15 protein-coding genes are annotated in these 16,889 nt (G+C 73.2%); 12 read left to right on the top strand and 3 right to left on the bottom strand.

The window, feature by feature from the left end; genetic code table 11:
* The first annotated feature begins 184 nt into the window (after positions 1-184).
* From KK483_RS30640 to KK483_RS30670, 7 genes are all read left to right on the top strand, one after another.
* Positions 185-1,753 carry an ABC transporter substrate-binding protein gene (locus KK483_RS30640; RefSeq protein WP_262008466.1) on the top strand — a complete coding sequence of 523 codons (1,569 nt, stop codon included), beginning with the start codon at positions 185-187 and terminating at the stop codon, positions 1,751-1,753.
* Positions 1,750-2,703, top strand: coding sequence for an ABC transporter permease (locus KK483_RS30645; protein ID WP_262008467.1), 954 nt, complete (start codon positions 1,750-1,752; stop codon positions 2,701-2,703). Before KK483_RS30640 ends, KK483_RS30645 begins: the two co-directional genes overlap by 4 nt.
* The gene (locus KK483_RS30650; RefSeq protein WP_399015409.1) at positions 2,700-3,587 is read left to right on the top strand and encodes an ABC transporter permease; all 888 of its coding nucleotides are present in this window, start codon (positions 2,700-2,702) and stop codon (positions 3,585-3,587) included. The genes KK483_RS30645 and KK483_RS30650 overlap by 4 nt, the downstream gene beginning before the upstream one ends.
* Positions 3,584-4,582 (top strand): ABC transporter ATP-binding protein, encoded by a 999-nt coding sequence (locus KK483_RS30655; protein ID WP_262008468.1) that lies wholly within the window; start codon positions 3,584-3,586, stop codon positions 4,580-4,582. Before KK483_RS30650 ends, KK483_RS30655 begins: the two co-directional genes overlap by 4 nt.
* Positions 4,579-5,604 carry an ABC transporter ATP-binding protein gene (locus KK483_RS30660; protein WP_262008469.1) on the top strand — a complete coding sequence of 342 codons (1,026 nt, stop codon included), beginning with the start codon at positions 4,579-4,581 and terminating at the stop codon, positions 5,602-5,604. Before KK483_RS30655 ends, KK483_RS30660 begins: the two co-directional genes overlap by 4 nt.
* A 98-nt stretch (positions 5,605-5,702) precedes the next feature.
* On the top strand, positions 5,703-7,499 hold the full coding sequence (locus KK483_RS30665) for a gamma-glutamyltransferase family protein (protein ID WP_262008470.1): 1,797 nt from the start codon (positions 5,703-5,705) through the stop codon (positions 7,497-7,499).
* 107 nt (positions 7,500-7,606) lie between these two features.
* Positions 7,607-8,467, top strand: a complete 861-nt coding sequence (locus KK483_RS30670; RefSeq protein WP_262008471.1) for an inositol monophosphatase — start codon at positions 7,607-7,609, stop codon at positions 8,465-8,467.
* Between the two features lie 88 nt (positions 8,468-8,555).
* Here the strand turns inward: KK483_RS30670 and KK483_RS30675 are convergent, their stop codons facing one another.
* Complete coding sequence (locus KK483_RS30675; protein WP_262009750.1) at positions 8,556-9,341, bottom strand: nucleotidyltransferase family protein; 786 nt, start codon at positions 9,339-9,341, stop codon at positions 8,556-8,558.
* 178 nt (positions 9,342-9,519) lie between these two features.
* On the opposite strand from KK483_RS30675, the gene KK483_RS30680 reads away from it, so the two are divergent.
* Both KK483_RS30680 and KK483_RS30685 read left to right on the top strand, forming a co-directional pair.
* A complete protein-coding gene (locus KK483_RS30680) occupies positions 9,520-10,935 on the top strand; it encodes an NAD(P)/FAD-dependent oxidoreductase (protein WP_262008472.1) in 1,416 nt (471 codons plus the stop codon).
* 7 nt (positions 10,936-10,942) lie between these two features.
* Entirely contained in the window at positions 10,943-11,494 is a 552-nt protein-coding gene (locus tag KK483_RS30685; RefSeq protein WP_262008473.1) for an O-acetyl-ADP-ribose deacetylase, read from the top strand.
* A gap of 49 nt (positions 11,495-11,543) precedes the next feature.
* Here KK483_RS30685 and KK483_RS30690 read toward each other — a convergent pair whose 3' ends face one another.
* Positions 11,544-11,837 (bottom strand): hypothetical protein, encoded by a 294-nt coding sequence (locus KK483_RS30690; RefSeq protein ID WP_262008474.1) that lies wholly within the window; start codon positions 11,835-11,837, stop codon positions 11,544-11,546.
* 391 nt (positions 11,838-12,228) lie between these two features.
* On the opposite strand from KK483_RS30690, the gene KK483_RS35560 reads away from it, so the two are divergent.
* From KK483_RS35560 to KK483_RS30710, 3 genes are all read left to right on the top strand, one after another.
* A complete protein-coding gene (locus KK483_RS35560) occupies positions 12,229-13,749 on the top strand; it encodes an esterase/lipase family protein (protein WP_399015415.1) in 1,521 nt (506 codons plus the stop codon).
* Between the two features lie 119 nt (positions 13,750-13,868).
* Positions 13,869-15,350 (top strand): AlkA N-terminal domain-containing protein, encoded by a 1,482-nt coding sequence (locus KK483_RS30705; RefSeq protein ID WP_262008475.1) that lies wholly within the window; start codon positions 13,869-13,871, stop codon positions 15,348-15,350.
* Positions 15,351-15,359: 9 nt separating this feature from the next.
* Positions 15,360-15,857 carry a methylated-DNA--[protein]-cysteine S-methyltransferase gene (locus tag KK483_RS30710; protein ID WP_262008476.1) on the top strand — a complete coding sequence of 166 codons (498 nt, stop codon included), beginning with the start codon at positions 15,360-15,362 and terminating at the stop codon, positions 15,855-15,857.
* Positions 15,858-16,129: 272 nt separating this feature from the next.
* Here KK483_RS30710 and KK483_RS30715 read toward each other — a convergent pair whose 3' ends face one another.
* Entirely contained in the window at positions 16,130-16,858 is a 729-nt protein-coding gene (locus KK483_RS30715; protein WP_262008477.1) for a Sir2 family NAD-dependent protein deacetylase, read from the bottom strand.
* Positions 16,859-16,889: the final 31 nt, after the last annotated feature.

A 16,889-nucleotide genomic window follows, 5' to 3' on the forward strand; every position in this document is an offset into this window, starting at 1 on the left:
GCACTGCACCTTTTGCCGGGCGGGGTTACCCGATCTTCATCAAAAGCAGGCGGGCTTCCGCCTCCCGACCTCTTGTCGTGCGGACTGTATGCGAAATACGGTCTGCGGTATTCCTTGATCACCTCTGGCGGGAGGAAGTTCCCTCGTGCGCCGAACAGCCGTTGCCCCCGCGGCAGTTGCCCTGATGGCCCTCATGTCGGGCTGCACGTCCCTCCAGACCTCGGCCACCGAGGTCGGCGGAGTACGGATGACCGACGGGCGCCCCGTACGCGACGGTGGCACCCTCACCATCGCCCTCAACTCCGACCCCGACAAGCTCGATCCGACGCTCGCCCAGACCCTGGTCGGACGGACCGTCTTCTCGTCCCTGTGCGAGAAGCTGTACGACATCGACCAGCACGGCACCGTCGTGCCGCAGCTCGCCGCCGCCCTGCCCGTGACCTCCGCCGACGGCCGCACCGTCACCATCGCCGTACGCAAGGGCCTCACCTTCAGCGACGGCACCGCGCTCGACGCACCCGCCGTCGTCACCTCGCTCCTGCGCCACCGCGACCTGCCCGGCTCGGCGCGCGGCACCGAACTCGCCCCGCTGCGCACCGCCGAGGCGACCGGCCCGTACACGGTCGAGCTGACCCTGAAGCAGCCGTACGTACCCCTCACCGGAGTCCTCGCCGACCGCTCCGGCATGGTGATGTCCCCGGCCGCGCTGAAGAAGTACGGCAAGAACTTCACCAACCACCCTTCCTGCGTCGGCCCGTTCCGCTTCGTCGAACGCGTCGGCGGCGACCGGATCGTCCTCGCCAAGGACCCCCACTACTACGACGCCGACCGCGTCCACCTCGACCAGGTCGTCTACAAACCCATCCCCGACGGCAACGTCCGCCTCGCCAACCTGCGCTCCGGCGACATCCAGATCGGCGACCAGATGGGCCCCGTGGACGTCCGCAGCGCCCTCACCGAGCCCGAGCTCCAGCTCTTCACCTCGCCCTCGCTCGGCTACCAGGGCATCGGCCTCAACGTCGGCAACGTCAAGGGCCTCGGCGCCGAGCCCGGCCGCATCGACACCCCCCTCGCCCGTGACGTCCGCGTCCGCGAGGCGTTCGAGCTCTCCCTCGACCGCGAACTCATCAACAAGGTCGTCTACCAGGGCATGTACGAACCGGCCTGCGGCCCCGTCTCGCCCCAGTCCGCCATCGCCCCCGGCATACCGCCGGCCCGGTGCCCCGGCCGCGATGTCGAGCGGGCCCAGCGGCTGCTGCGCGAGGCCGGCGTGGCCATCCCCGTACGGATGGAGCTGAAGGTCTCCACCACCCCGGAGTCCAGCCGGTTCGGCCAGGTCGTCCAGGCCATGGCGAAGGAGGCCGGGTTCGAGGTGACCCTGCGGCCCACCGAGTACGCCACGCTCCTCGAGGAGACCGACGCCGGGAACTACTCCGCCTTCACCAGCGGCTGGTCGGGCCGGCTCGACCCCGACGGCAACATCGCCAGCTTCCTCAGGACCCGGGGAGCCATGAACGCCTACGGACTCTCCGACCCGGACATCGACCGGCTCGTCGAACGCGGCCGCACCGAGGCCGACCCCGCCGAACGCGCCCGTATCTACACCGAACTGACCCGCCGGGTGCGGGCCGAGCACACCCTCATCTACCTCTACCGGCAGAAGAACTACGTCGTCGCCACCACCTCCGTCGCGGGCGTCCGCGTCTACGGCGACGGCCTCGTCCGGATCAAGTCCGCGGGGTACACACGATGACCACCTATCTGCTCACCCGGCTGCGCCAGTCCCTCCTCACCCTCTTCCTCGTCAGCATCGTCGTCTTCGCCGGCATCCGGGCCCTGCCCGGCGACCCGGCGCTCGCCCTCGCAGGCGAGGAACGCAGCCCCGAGGCGCTCGCCGCGATCCGCGCGAGCTACGGCCTGGACGACAACGTCCTCATCCAGTACGGCCGGTTCATCGGCCACGCCGTCACCGGCGACCTCGGCACCTCGTCGCGCACCGGACTGCCCGTCGCCGACGCCATCACCGCAGCCCTGCCCGTGACCCTCGAACTGGCCGCGCTCTCCCTGCTGCTGGCCGTCGTCGTCGGCATCGGCGCCGGCGTCGTGGCCGCCGTACGACGCGGGCGGCCCGAGGAGTGGCTGGCCAACGCGATCGCCCTGTTCGGCCTCTCCGTGCCCACCTTCTGGCTCGGCATCGTGCTCGTCCTCACCTTCGCCATCGCCGTACCGGTCTTCGCCGCCTCCGGATACGTGCCCTTCGGCACCGACCCGCTCGACAACCTGCGCCGCATGGTGCTCCCGTCGATCGTCCTCGGATCGGGGCTCGCCGCCGTCGTGATGCGCCAGACCCGGGCCGCCATGCTCGACTCGCTCTCCGCCGACTACATCCGCACGGCCAGGTCCAAAGGGCTCTCACGACGGGCCGTCATCGGCCGGCACGCCCTGCGGAACTCCCTCGTCACCGTCGTCACCGTGCTCGGCCTGCAACTCGGGCACCTGATCTCCGGCGCCGTCGTCACCGAGCAGATCTTCGTCCTCCCCGGCTTCGGCAAGCTCACCATCGACGCCGTCTTCACCCGTGACTACGCGACGCTGCAGGGCGTGGTGCTCTGCACCTCCGCCGCGTACATCCTCATCAACCTGCTGGTCGACGTCTTGTATTCGGTGATCGACCCGCGCATCAGGCTCGGAGGTGCCCGGTGACCACGACCGTACTCAGCGCCCTGCGGCCGAGGCTCCGGGCCGCGGCGCACGGCGGCGGCAGACTGCGGGCACTGCGCCGCAACCGCCTCGCCCTCACCGGCGGAGTCATCGCGGCCGTCTTCGTCCTCGCCGCCCTCCTCGCACCGCTGATCGCGCCCTACGACCCGGCGCGGCCCGACTTCGGCAACGTCCTCGCCGAACCCAGCTGGTCGCACTGGCTCGGCACCGACGACCTCGGCCGCGACCAGCTCTCCCGCATCGTCCACGGCGCCCGCGCCTCGATGCAGGTCGGGCTGCTCGCCGTGGTGCTCGCCTTCCTCGTCGGCGTACCGCTCGGGCTGCTCGCCGGCTACTACGGCCGGATCGCCGACAGCACGGTCTCCCGGATCACCGACACCATGCTGGCCTTCCCGTTCCTGGTCCTGGCCGTCGGACTCGCCGCCGTGCTCGGTCCCTCACTCTCCAACGCGACCATCGCCATCGGCATCTCCCAGATCCCGGCCGTCATCCGCATCACCCGCGCCGAGACACTCCGGCTCAAGCACACCGACTACGTGGCCGCGGCTATCGCCAACGGCGGCGGCGACGCCACCGTGCTCGGCCGCCACATCCTGCCCAACGCCACCTCCGCGCTGATCGTCCAGGCGACCGTCGGCATCCCCGCCGCGATCATCGGCGAGGCGCTTCTGAGCTTCCTCGGCCTCGGGGTGCAGCCGCCCGATCCGTCGCTCGGCGTGATGCTCTCCGGCGCACAGCCGTTCCTCGCCCCCGCGCCCTGGCTGGCCGTCTTCCCCGGGCTCGCGATCGTCGCGGCGACGCTCGCCTTCAACCTGCTCGGCGACGGGCTCCGTGACGTCCTCGACCCCCGTGGAGCGACCCGATGACCTCATCCGTGACGCCCGTGCTGAGCGTGCGCGACCTGTCGGTGTCCTTCCGTACGGACAGCCGGACCGTCCACGCCGTCGACTCCGTCTCCTACGACCTCGCCGCGGGCGAAGTGCTCGCGGTGGTCGGCGAGTCGGGCTGCGGCAAGTCCGTCACCTCGATGGCGGTGATGGGACTGCTGCCGCCCACGGCCCGGGTCCAGGGCTCCATCCGGCTGGCCGGCCGCGAACTCGCCGGCGCCGACGACCGGACACTCGGCAGGGTCCGCGGCAAGGACATCGCGATGATCTTCCAGGAGCCGATGACATCGCTCAACCCCGTCCTCACCGTCGGCCGGCAGATCACCGAGGTGCTCCGGCGCCACCAGGGCCTCGGCCGCAGGGCGGCGGCCGAGCGGGCCGTGGAACTCCTCGGACTGGTCGGCATCCCCGCGCCCCGCCGCCGTGCCGCCGAGTACCCGCACCAGCTCAGCGGCGGTACGCGGCAGCGCGTGATGATCGCCGTCGCGGTCGCCTGCGATCCCTCGGTGCTCATCGCCGACGAGCCGACCACCGCACTCGACGTCACCGTCCAGGCGGGCATCCTGGAGGTCCTCCGGTCACTGCGCGAGCGCCTCGGCACCGCGATCGTCCTCATCACCCACGACCTCGGCGTCGTCGCCGACCTCGCCGACCGGGTGCTCGTCATGTACGCGGGCCGGACCGTCGAACAGGCCCCGGTGGACGAGCTGTTCGCCTCGCCCCGGCACCCGTACACGAGCGGTCTGCTCGGCGCCGTGCTCCGCCCCGGCGGCGAGGGCAAGCGGCGGCTCCCCGAGATCCCCGGTCTCGTCCCGAGCCTCGACGCCCAGCCCGACGCCTGCACCTTCGCCCCGCGCTGCGCCTACGCCGACGACGCCTGCACCGCCGCGCGGCCGGCCTTCGCGACGCTCGCCGCCGCCCACGAGACGGCCTGCCGGCACCCGCTCCCGACCACCTCGGAGGTCACGCCGTGACCAGCAAGCCACCCGTCCTCGAACTGCACGGCCTCACCCGCCACTTCGCCTCGGGCAAGGGCACCGTCCGGGCCGTCGACGACGTCAGCCTCACCGTCGGCCGCGGCGAAGTCGTCGGCCTCGTGGGCGAGTCGGGAAGCGGCAAGTCGACCGTCGGCCGCTGCGCCGTGCGCCTCGACGCGCCGACCGCCGGCACCGTCCGGATCAACGGCACCGACGTCACCCGGCTCTCCCGGCGCGCCCTGCGGCCCCTGCGCAAGGACTTCCACCTCGTCTTCCAGGACCCCTCGTCCTCCCTCGACCCGCGGATGACGGTCGGCGGCATCATCGCCGAACCGATACGGCTGCACCGGCTTGCCGCCCGCGGCGAGGCCGTACGCGCCCGGGTCGGCGAACTCCTCGCGCAGGTCGGACTGCGGCCCGAGTACGCCGACCGGCATCCGCACGAGCTCTCCGGCGGCCAGCGCCAGCGCATCTCGCTCGCCCGGGCCCTGGCCGTCGACCCGGACCTGCTGATCGCCGACGAGCCGACATCGGCGCTCGACGTCTCCGTCCAGGCGTCCGTGCTCAATCTCCTCGCCGACCTCCAGCGCGAGCGGGGTTTCGGCTGCCTGTTCATCACCCACGATCTCGCGGCCGTCGAGTTCCTCGCCGACCGGATCGCCGTGATGTATCTCGGCCAGGTCGTGGAACAGGCCCCGACCGCTGACCTGTTCGCCGCCCCCAAGCACCCGTACACCCAGGCGCTGCTCTCCGCCGCGCCCGTGCCCGACCCGGCCGCCCAGCGCTCCCGCGAGCGGATCGTCCTGAGCGGCGAGCTGCCCAGCCCGCTGGCGCCGCCGCCGGGCTGCCGCTTCCACACCCGCTGCCCGGTGGCCGTCGCTCGCTGCCGGACCGGGATCCCGGAGCTGCGTACGCTGCCGGGTACGGCCCGGCAGGTCGCCTGCCACCTGGTGGCCGACGACGGCACGGCACCCGACGCGGCCGCGGCTTCCGCCACAGCCCCGGCCCCAACTCCCTGAGCCCCGCTGCCGATCCCCCGCAGCCTCGCCCCCGTACACCGAATCCCGTACCTCGGATCCCGTACACCGAATCCCGCACACCCATGGAGCCACCGCACATGTTCACCACCCGGCCGACTCTTCAGGGCACCTTCGGCATGGTGTCCTCCACCCACTGGCTGGCCTCGCAGTCCGCGATGGCCGTGCTGGAGGACGGCGGGAACGCCTTCGACGCCGCCGTCGCCGCCGGCTTCGTCCTCCACGTCGTCGAGCCGCATCTCAACGGCCCCGCGGGCGAGGTCCCGATCATCCTCGCCCCCGCGGGCGGCGAGGTGCGGGTGCTATGCGGGCAGGGTCCCGCGCCCGCAGGGGCCACCATCGAGCACTACCGGGGCCTCGGCCTCGACCTGGTCCCCGGCACCGGTCCGCTCGCCGCCGCCGTGCCCGGCGCGTTCGACGCCTGGATGGTGCTCCTGCGGGACCACGGGACCAGGACGCTCGCCGAGGTGCTCACGTACGCCATCGGGTACGCCGAGGACGGCCACCCGCCGGTCGGGCGGGTGGGCGAGACCGTGGAGACCGTACGCGGACTCTTCGAGACCGAGTGGACCTCCTCCGCCGAGGTCTACCTGCCGGGCGGCAGGGCCCCGCGTCCCGGCGAACCGTTCCGCAACCCGGCCCTTGCCGCCACCTGGCGGCGCCTGGTCGCGGAAGCGGGGGAGGGGGAGCGGACCGAGCAGATCGAGCGGGCGCGGGCGGTCTGGCGCGAGGGCTTCATCGCCGAGGCGCTCGTACGGCAGTCCGCGCGGCCCACGATGGACACCAGCGGCACCCGCCACACCGGCACGCTCGCCGCGGCCGATCTGGCGGGCTGGTCGGCCGCGTACGAGGCTCCGGCGACGTACGACTGGCGGGGCTGGACGGTGTGCAAGGCGGGCGGCTGGAGCCAGGGTCCGGCGTTCCTCCAGCAGTTGGCGCTGCTGCCGCCGGAGCTGCCGGAGTACGGCTCCGCCGCATACGTCCATCTGCTCGTCGAGGGCTGCAAGCTCGCCATGGCCGACCGGGAGGCGTGGTACGGCGACGCCGCCGACGTGCCGGTCGACGCGCTCCTGTCGGAGCCGTACAACGCGCAGCGGCGGGCGCTGATCGGCGAGAAGGCGTCGTACGAGCTGCGGCCCGGGAGCCCCGCGGGACGGGCACCCGTGCTCAGCGCGCACGCCCTGCGTGTCGCGGCGGGGGAGCCGGGCTTCGACGCCATGGGCATCGCGGGTGCGGGCGCGGGCGAGCCGACCGTCGCCAAGGACGGCGGCACCCGGGGCGACACCTGCCACCTGGACATCGTCGACCGCTGGGGCAACATGATCGCGGCCACCCCCAGCGGCGGCTGGCTCCAGTCCAATCCGGTCGTGCCCGAACTGGGCTTTCCGCTCGGCACCCGCCTCCAGATGGCGTGGCTGGACCCGGGCCTGCCGAACTCCCTCACGCCCGGCCGCCGCCCACGGACCACCCTGACGCCGTCGCTCGCGCTGCGGGACGGAGTGCCGGTGATGGCCTTCGGCACACCCGGCGGCGACCAGCAGGACCAGTGGCAGGTGCACTTCTTCCTCGCCGTGGCGCTGCGGGGCACGGTGCGGGGCGGCCTGGACCTGCAAGGCGCCATCGACGCCCCGAACTGGCACAACGACAGCTTCCCCGGCTCCTTCTACCCGCGCGGGATGCGGCCGGGGTCCGTCACCGTGGAGTCCCGCACGGACCCGGAGGTCGTCGCGGAGCTACGGCGCCGTGGGCATGACGTCACGGTGGGCGACGCCTGGTCGGAGGGCAGGCTGTGCGCGGTCGCACGCGACCCGGAGACGGGCGTGCTCTCGGCCGCGGCGAACCCGCGGGGCATGCAGGGTTATGCGGTAGGCCGCTGACCGGACATCTGGCGTTCATGCGGAAGGTGCCGTGAATCGGTGTAGCGGCCACCGTTCATTCACCGGGAGTCGGCGGGAATGTCAGTCGTGCGTGCTTTCCTGGACGCATGACCGAAGAGTTTCTGTCCGGGACGACAGGGAATCCCTGGGAGTCCGGCACCCTTGCCCTGGTCGAGGAGGCGGTCCGCAAGGCGGCCGCCGCCGAGATCATGCCGCGTTTCCGGCAGCTCGCCGCACACGAGATCGTCGAGAAGAACGGCCCGCACGACCTGGTGACGGTCGCCGACCGCAGCGCCGAGGAGCACCTCACGGCGTCGCTGACGGCGCTGCTGCCGGGCTCGGTGGTGGTGGGCGAGGAGGCGGTCCACGCCGACCCGTCGGTGTACGGGGCGCTGCGCGGCGACGCGCCGGTGTGGATCGTCGACCCCGTCGACGGCACGCGCCAGTTCGTCCACGGCGACCCCGGTTTCTGCACGCTCGTCGCCCTCGCCCGCCACGGCGAGCTGCTCGCCTCGTGGACGTACGCCCCGGCGCTGGACGAGATGGCGATCGCGGTCCGCGGACACGGCGCGCGCCTGGACGGGGTGCCGGTGCGCGCGGGCTCGCCCGCCCCCGGAGCGGTGCTCGAAGTGGCCATGTCCCACCCGGACTTCACCAGCGACGGGGAGAAGCAGGCCCTTCGCCCCCTTCAGCACGCCGACCGCGTCCACGCCCGCCCGTGCGGCTCCGCCGGCCTGGAGTACCTCGACGTCGCCCGCGGCGCCCTGGACGCGGTCGCCTTCTCCTGGGAGAACGCCTGGGACCACGCGGCGGGCCTCCTCCTCGTCTCCGAGGCGGGCGGCACCGACCTGACCCTCACCGGCGAGCGCTTCCGCATCACGGGCGGCAGCGCGCTGCCCTTCACGGCAGCCCGGGACGCGGCGACGGCGGCGTACGTCCACGGCCTGCTGGCGGGAGCCTCCCGGTAGCCCGGTAGTCCAGCCCTAGCGTCCCCGGCGTTCGAGGACGGGTCCGGGGGCGGAGCCACGGGGGTCGGCCGGGGCGGCGAAGCCCCGGTCACACCAGCCGCCCCCGCACCTCCCGTACCAGTGCTCCCGCCGCGGCCACGGCGCTCGCGTCCAGTCCCCGCAGCGCCCCCGCCACCCGCGCCGCGAAGTCGGGCGGCGCGGCCGGGAGGGCCGCCGCTCCCGTCAGGGCGCCCTTCTCGTTCAGCAGCCACATCCGCTGGTGCGCATGGAGCGACTGGGCCAGGATCCCGAAGGCCCTCGACAGACACAGCGAAACGTGCAGCGGATCCCCGGCGCCCGCCCGCGCCCCCGCCGACTTCGCCGCGACCGCCACCGAGAACTCCGCCTCCCATGCCGCGTCGACCAGTGCCTTCCGCAGCGGCTCCGGGTACGTTCCCGTCTGCGTCCGCAGGGCCACCAGCTCACCCGCCGGATCGGCCAGGACACGGCACAGGGCCACCTCGCCCGCGTACGCGGGGGACCAGAAGCCCAGCGGGTGCCCCGCCTGGACGCCCACCTCGTAGCGGCCCTCGCGGCAGTCCGCCCACACGGACTCCACCCGGTCGAGATCGCGCAGGATCCAGTCGATCCGGACCCCGTCCACCGTGAGCCACGCACCGCCGTTCACCCAGGGACCCCAGCCGCCCGGACCGGCCACCTCCACCGCCGCGCCCGTCAGCTCCTCGGCCAGCGCGGCCAGGCCCGCCACGTCCACGCCGCCCCGGTAGTAGACGCCGAGATCCCAGTCGGAGTCGGTCCGGTGCGCCCCGCGCGCCCTGCTTCCGCCGAGGGCGACCGCACGCACCCCGCGCACGCCCGAGAGCCCCGCGGCCATCGCTTCGATCAGCTCGTGCGTCCGGTCGTGCGTCGGGTCGTACGTCCTGTGGCTCGTCCGATCGTTCGTCCGGTCGCTCATCTGGTCGTTCATCGCGCTGGACGCTACCGCCGACGGCGGTGTCGGCGCCGCGCAATATGCTGGGTTCCTTGGCCATCGGCAGACAAAGGAGTCGAAGGTGCCGTCGATGCTCGATGCCGTCGTCGTGGGGGCGGGACCCAACGGGCTCACCGCGGCTGCCGAGTTGGCCCGCCGCGGCTTCTCGGTGGCCGTGTTCGAGGCCCTGGACACCGTGGGCGGCGGCGCCAGGACCGAGGAGCTCACCCTCCCCGGCTTCCGCCACGACCCCTGCTCCGCCGTGCACCCGCTCGGCGCGGGCTCGCCGGCCTTCAACGCGATGCCGCTCGCACGGTACGGGCTGGAGTGGCTCCATGCCCCGCTCCCCATGGCCCACCCCTTCGACGACGGCACCGCCGCCGTGCTGGCGCGCTCGGTCGCGGAGACCGCCGCCTCCTTCGGGTCCCGGGACGCCGGCGCGTACCGCCGCCTGATGGCGCCCTACCACGGCAAGTGGGACACCCTGGCCCGCGACTTCATGTCCCTGCCGCTCACCGCACTGCCCCGCGACCCCCTCACCCTCGCCCGCTTCGGCCTCACCGGACTGCCGCCGTCCACGTGGCTGATGCGCCGCTTCCGGGACGACCGTGCCCGTGCGCTGTTCTCCGGCCTCGTCGCCCATGTGATCGCCCCGCTCCACGGCATCGGCACGGGCGCCGTCGGCCTCGTTTTCGCACTCGCCGCGCACGCCGTCGGCTGGCCGCTGCCGCGCGGCGGCTCGCAGTCCATCTCGGACGCCCTCGCCGCGTACGTACGGGACTGCGGCGGCACGATCCACACCGGCACCGAGATCAAGCGCCTCGACGACCTCCCGCCCGCCCGGGCCTATGTCTTCGACACCTCCCCGACCGCGCTCGCCCGTATCGCGGGCCTCGGCCGTGTGTACGACCACTATCGCTACGGCGCGAGCGTTTTCAAGATCGACTACGCCCTGGACGGCCCGGTCCCCTGGACGGCCGAGGCGCCCCGCCGCGCAGGCACCGTCCAGATCGGACCCAGCAGCCGCGAGATCGGCGCCGCGCTCGCCCAGGCCTCGGGCGGCCGCGCCCCCGGCACGCCGTTCCTGATCTCCGCCCAGCCCAGCCTCGTCGACCCCTCCCGGGCGCCCGAGGGCAAGCACGTCTTCTGGGTGTACGGCCACGTCCCGGCCCGCTGGGAGGGCGACCTCACCGACGCCATCGAGCGCCAGATCGAGCGCTTCGCCCCCGGCTTCCGCGACCACGTGCTCGCCCGTGCCACCGCGGGACCGCCCGCACTCGCCGCGCGCAACGCCAACTACGTGGGCGGCGACATCGCCTGCGGTGCGGCGAGCGGGCTCCAGCTGCTGCTCCGCCCGAAGCTCTCGCTCTTCCCGTACTCGACCCCGCACCCGGCGGTCTTCCTGTGCTCCTCCGCGACCCCGCCCGGACCGGGCGTGCACGGCATGTCGGGCCACAACGCCGCGAAGGCGGTCTGGCGCCACCTCCGCACGCGATGATGGCCGTATGACCACGCACCCCACCCTCACCCTCGTCCACGGAGACATCACCGAGCAGCACGTCGACGCCGTCGTCAACGCCGCGAACTCCTCACTCCTCGGTGGCGGGGGCGTCGACGGGGCGATCCACCGGCGCGGCGGCCCGGAGATCCTCGACGAGTGCCGGCAGCTGCGCGCCTCGCGGTACGGCAAGGGCCTGCCGACCGGCCAGGCCGTCGCGACGACCGCGGGCCGGCTGCCCGCCCGGTGGGTCATCCACACCGTCGGCCCCGTGTGGCAGGCGCACGGCAGCGACCCGGCGCTGCTCGCCTCCTGCTACCGCGAGTCGCTCCGGGTCGCCGACGAACTGGGTGCGCGGACCATCGCCTTCCCGGCCATCTCCACCGGCGCCTACGGCTGGCCGATGAAGGACGCGGCCCGCACCGCCGTGGAGACGGTGCGGGCCGCGGAGACGGCGGTGGAGGAGGTCCGCTTCGTCCTTTTCGACGAGCGGGCGTACGAGGCGTTCACCGAGCAGGTCCGCCGGTCGGGGGACCGTCGCGGAGGCCGCACCGCCTGAGTCCCGCCTGAGTCCTGCCTGACTCCCGCGCGCATCGGCGCGGCGAAGTTCACCGCCGGCGGAGCCGGCCCGCCGCCGCATGGCCGATGAAGAGGTACACCACCGCGGCGAGACCGTAGCCCGCCACGACCCGCGCCCAGCTCTCGTCGAAGGTGAACAGGTCGTACGACCAGCCGGCGAGCCAGCGGGCCGCATCCTGGACGAATGTCACCAGGCCGTTGGCCCGGTTCGCGTCGAGCAGGTACATCAGGATCCATAGGCCGATGATTCCGGCCATGACGTCGGCCACGACGGTGATGACTGTCGCAGCCTGGTTCGTCCCACTGCTACGTCGGAGAGGCATACTCGTCGGCTTGCCGCTTTCCGCCTGACGAAACGCGTGCGGAGCGGCCGGAGCCCGGGAACCGCGGGCCGTAGGCACCGTCAACCACCGTCCGCCCAAGTGTTTCTCATGGCACGTCAGCACTTCCTCGGTCCCTGACGCCGACCGTGCACCTTCCGTTTCGTCTCCTTGCCCGCCCCGTCGCAAGTGCCCCGTTCGCCCGTCTCCCCGCCGGTGCCGTGCGTCCTCTCCTCCGGCCGCGGTCCGCCCCGTCCCGGCCGGCGGCCGCCCAGGGCAGTTGTGGCGTCGTTTCTGCCTCGGACCGCTGCCTGTGTCCCGGCCGTTCACCTCGGCTCCTAGGCTCACGGGCCGATCGTGATCACCGGCACGGACTTCACGAGGAGACATCTGCATGAGCCCTCGACTGCGCGCGGCCCTGAGAGCCGCCTTCGTCGTGTTCGGCACCATCGCACTGACCGCCGCGGGCACACTCGCCCCGGCACACGCGGCCACCGCCGTCGCGGCCTCCACCATCGACGGCTGGGAGGAGACCGGCTCGTCCAATGTGAGCAGCCTGACCGGGGGACAGGGGGTGGCGACGCGGGAGGACGGCACCACCCTGTACCGCGGCGTCGGCTCGATCCCGTCCTCCGTGCGCGACCAGGGGTGGACGCACGTCGGCGACCCCGACATCGCCAACGGATATGTCTTCGACGCGTACGAGGACCAGGACGCGGCCACGGCGAAGATGTTCCGGGTCACGACGCCGCAGGGCGCCGGCTACAACTACGTCCACCAGCTGGAGCCGGGGGAGAAGTACAACAACGCCTTCGCCGCTGTCTCCCCCGACGCGCAGTGGCTGGTCTCCGGCGAGTGGGGCGACACCGACCGCCTCCTCGTCTTCCCGGCGCCCGTGCTCAACCCCTCCACCCCGGCCACCGGCGGGACCCTCGACCGGGCGGCGCAGATCACGCTCGACCACCGGATCCGGGACATCCAGGGCTGCGACTTCGTCACCGCCACCCGGCTGCTCTGCGCGTCCGACGACCACAGCACCGACCTGTGGCCCGACCGACTCCCGCTCCAGCAGATCGACCTGGCACGGCCCCTGGACGGTGCCGAGGTCACCGGGCACGTCACCAGCCTCGGCCCGCTGCCCCAGCGCAGCTTCTGCTCGGGCACCTTCGAGACCGAGGGAATCGACTACCACCCCGCGAGCCGGACCCTGCGCGCCCAGGTCATCCAGCCCGGCATCTGCATCCTCTCCACCACCGTCCACCGCTACCAGCCGGCCGCGCAGGCTCTGCGCACGGCGGCCGAGCCGAGCAAGGCCGCGGCCGCCCGCACCCCCGTGGTCTTCGTGCACGGCTACAACGCCGGCCCCGGCGTCTGGGGTCAGCTCAAGGACGACTTCAAGGCCGCCGGCTACACCGACGCGGAGCTCTTCGCCTGGCCTTACGACACCAGCCAGTCGGTCAACGAGGTGCTCGCCGGGCAGTTCGCGAGTTACGTGGACGGCGTCCGCCGGCAGACGGGTGCCGCGCAGGTCGACGTCGTCACGCACTCCTTCGGCAGCCTGACGGGTCGCTGGTACGTGAAGTTCGGCGGTGGCCAGGACACCGTACGCAGCCTGGTGTCGCTCGGCGGCCCCAACCACGGCACCACCACGGCGTGGCTGTGCGCCGCGTGGGACCAGGCATGCCGGGACATGACCCCCGGTTCGTACGTCCAGAAGCAGCTGGCCTCGGGCGACGAGACGCCGGGCGCGGTCCGGTACGCCACGTTCTGGTCCAACTGCGATGCGGAGATCAACCCCGACGACAGCGTGCCGCTGAACGGGGCGACCAACGTCGCCGCGGGCTGCCTCGACCACAACGACCTGCTCGTCGACGACGGGGTCTCCGCCGGGGTGCGGGGCTTCCTCGCCGGCTGACGGTCCGAGCCGGGCCCGCGCCGCCCCGCAGTGGGGTGGCGCGGGCCCGGCCCACCCTGCGCGACACTCATGTCGTTTTTTCGCCAGCGCTAGCTCCCGGGGTACTCGATGCTGGATCCATGCACACCGACATCGAGCGCTGCGTACGGGCCGTCCGGTCGAAGGACGCCCGCTTCGACGGCTGGTTCTTCACCGCGGTCCTGACCACCCGGATCTACTGCCGGCCCAGCTGCCCCGTCGTGCCGCCCAAGGCCGAGAACATGACGTTCTACCCCAGCGCGGCAGCCTGCCAGCAGGCCGGCTTCCGCGCCTGCAAGCGGTGCAGGCCCGACACCAGCCCCGGCTCCCCCGAGTGGAACGCCCGCGCCGACGCCGTCGCCCGCGCCATGCGGCTCATCCAGGACGGCGTCGTCGACCGCGAAGGCGTCCCCGGCCTCGCGTCCCGGCTCGGCTACTCCACCCGGCAGATCGAACGCCAGCTGCTCGCCGAGGTCGGCGCGGGGCCGCTCGCCCTGGCCCGCGCGCAGCGCGCCCAGACCGCCCGGCTGCTCGTCGAGACCACGGCCCTGCCCATGGCCGAGGTCGCCTTCGCCGCCGGCTTCTCCTCGATCCGCACCTTCAACGACACGGTCCGCGAGGTCTTCGCGCTCTCCCCGAGCGAGCTGCGCACCCGCGCCGCGTCCGCCCCCCGGGGAGGCCGGCCTCCCACGATCCCCGGCGTGCTCGCGCTGCGCCTGCCGTACCGCGCCCCGCTCAACCCCGACAACCTCTTCGGGCACCTCGTCGCGACCGCCGTACCCGGCGTGGAGGAATGGCGCGACGGCGCGTACCGCCGCACGCTCGCGCTGGCGCACGGTCACGGCATCGTGTCGCTGGCCCCCCGCCCCGACCACGTGGCCTGCCGGCTCTCGCTCGCCGACCCGCGCGACCTCACCCTCGCCATCAGCCTCTGCCGCCGGATGCTCGACCTCGACGCCGACCCTGTCGCCGTCGACGACCAGCTGCGCGCCGACCCGCTGCTCGCGCCGCTCGTCGACAAGGCGCCGGGCAGGCGCGTGCCGAGAACGGCGGACGCGGCGGAGTTCGCGGTACGGGCCGTACTCGGCCAGCAGATCTCCACCGCCGCCGCCCGCACCCACGCGGCCCGGCTGGTCACCGCCCACGGCATCCCGGTCGACGACCCCGAGGGCGGCCTCACCCACCTCTTCCCCGCCCCGCAGGCACTGGCCGGACTCGACCCGGACAGCCTCGCCTTCCCGAAGGCCCGCCGCACGACCCTCACCACGCTCATCGCCGCGCTCGCCGACGGCACGCTGCGCCTCGGGGCCGACAGCGACTGGGACGAGGCCCGCGCCCGCCTCGGCGAGCTGCCCGGCCTCGGCCCCTGGACCGTCGAGTCCATCGCGATGCGCGCGCTCGGCGACCCGGACGCGTTCCTCCCGACCGACCTCGGCGTCCGCCGTGCCGCCGCCGGCCTCGGCCTGCCGTCGACCCCCGCCGCGCTCACCGCGCGCGCGGCGGCCTGGCGCCCCTGGCGCGCTTACGCCGTCCAGTACCTGTGGGCGACGGGCGACCATCCCATCAACCACCTGCCCGTCTGAGGAGTTCACATGACCAGGACCCACACCGTCCTCGACAGCCCGTACGGGCCGCTCACCCTCGTCGCCACGGACTCCGTGCTGAGCGGCCTCTATATGACCCAGCAGCGCCACCGCCCCGCCGAGGAGACCTTCGGAACGCCCGACCCGCGCCCGTTCGGCGAAGCGATCAGCCAGCTCGACGCCTACTTCGCGGGCGAGCTGAAGGACTTCGACGTACCGCTGCGCCTTGAGGGGACGCCGTTCCAGCGGAGCGTCTGGGAGCAGCTGTGCCTGATCCCGTACGGCGAGACCCGGACGTACGGCGACCTCGCCGAGGCGCTCGGCAAGCGGGGCGCGTCACGGGCTGTGGGGCTCGCGAACGGGAAGAACCCGGTCGGGATCATCGTCCCGTGCCACCGGGTGATCGGCTCGACGGGCAGCCTCACGGGGTACGGGGGCGGTCTCGACCGGAAGCAGCGGCTGCTGGCCTTCGAGAGCGGCGCCGCCACCCCGGACGCGCTCTTCTAGGGAGTGTCTTCACAGTGGCGTCGTCCGCCCGGAGGGCGGGCCTGGAGGCGTCTGGTGCGTGCGATCGCAAGGCGGAGGAGGGAGTCCATGCGGTGGGGGCACCTCCCGTGCCCGAAGGGCCACGGGGGACATAGGCGACCGACGACAACGCGGCGAGCGTGGGTGCCAGGCGTCGCCGGGCAGACGGGACTTTGAAGACACGATCTAGCCCCTTCGGGGCCGTGCGGAGCCCCGGCCCGGAGAGGCGGGGAGCCGGGGAGGAGGCGGCGAGGTCACCCCTCGGCGAGTTCCCGCAGCAGCGTCGGCAGGGCCGTGCCGATCGGTTCGCGGATGATCTGCGCGGCACGGTCGTCGTACGGCGTGGGCTCGGCGTTCACGATGACGAGCCGGGCCCCGTTGTCGGCGGCGAGGCCCGCCAGGGAGGCCGCGGGCTGGACCTGGAGGCTGGAGCCGACCGCGATGAAGACCTCGCACGCCTTCGCGATCCCCATCGCCTCACCCAGCACAACCGGATCGAGCCGCTGCCCGAACATCACCGTCGCCGACTTGAGGATGCCACCACACACGCGGCACGGCGGATCCTCCTCGCCCCCGGTGAGGCGGGCGAGCTCCTCCTGCATGGGGGAGCGCGCGTGGCAGCGCGTGCACTCCGCCTGGCGCGCAGTGCCGTGGAGTTCGAGGACCTTGCGGGCGGGCATGCCGGCCAGCTGGTGCAGACCGTCGACGTTCTGCGTGATCACCCGCACCGCGACACCGTTGCGCGCCCGCTCCAGCTCGGCCACCGCCCGGTGCGCGACGTTCGGCTCGGCCCGCAGGGCCGGGCCGTCCCTGCGCATCCGCCACGACCGCCGCCGGATCTCCGGGTCGGCCATGTAGTGGTCGTAGGTGACGAGCTTCTCGGCCTCGGGTTCCCGCCGCCACAGGCCGTTCGGACCGCGGTAGTCGGGAATGCCGGAGTCCGTGGAGATCCCGGCGCCGCTGAGGATCGCGACGAGAGTCATGCCGCGAGCGTACGCAGCGGCGGTCCGCGAC

The organism is Streptomyces sp. FIT100 (assembly GCF_024584805.1).
Classification (GTDB): Bacteria; Actinomycetota; Actinomycetes; order Streptomycetales; family Streptomycetaceae; genus Streptomyces.